We start from the raw sequence: 543 nt of genomic DNA on the forward strand, positions 1-543 counted from the left end.
AGAGGCGATGCATTTGCTGTTCTTGCTCAGAAATATGCATAACTAAAGGTTACTCGTTTCGTGGGTTTAAGTAACGTTAAACACAACATTGGTAATTGGCTTAAGCATCCAGCGCCAGAAGCGTTGTTTGATCGCCAGTTGGTGTGGATTGCGTTGGGTTTGATGTTGACTGGTTTGATTATGGTGACCTCTGCGTCTTTCCCAATCAGCTCACGATTGACCGATCAGCCGTTCCACTTCATGTTCCGTCATGCCACCTTCTTAGTGTTGGCGATCGGGACCTCTGCGGTGATACTTCAAGTACCTTTAGAGCAATGGTTTAAGAAAAGTCATTACTTGCTTTGGGTCTCATTCGGCTTGCTGATTGTTGTACTTCTCGCAGGTAAGTCAGTAAATGGCGCTTCTCGTTGGATTCCGCTTGGTCTGTTCAACTTACAGCCTGCCGAAGTTGCGAAGCTATCGCTGTTCATCTTCATGTCCGGTTATTTAGTCCGTAAGCAAGATGAAGTGCGCCAGACCTTCTTTGGCGGCTTTATGAAGCCA

The 543-nt window shown here is 46.4% G+C and carries 1 protein-coding gene; it reads left to right on the forward strand.

Translation table 11 applies throughout. The features are described 5' to 3' along the window. Positions 1 to 60: 60 nt before the first annotated feature. The coding region (locus tag R7Q46_RS24895) for an FtsW/RodA/SpoVE family cell cycle protein (protein WP_318077888.1) at positions 61 to 543 on the forward strand (483 nt) is incomplete at its 3' end.

It is taken from the genome of Vibrio sp. 811 (assembly GCF_033339195.1).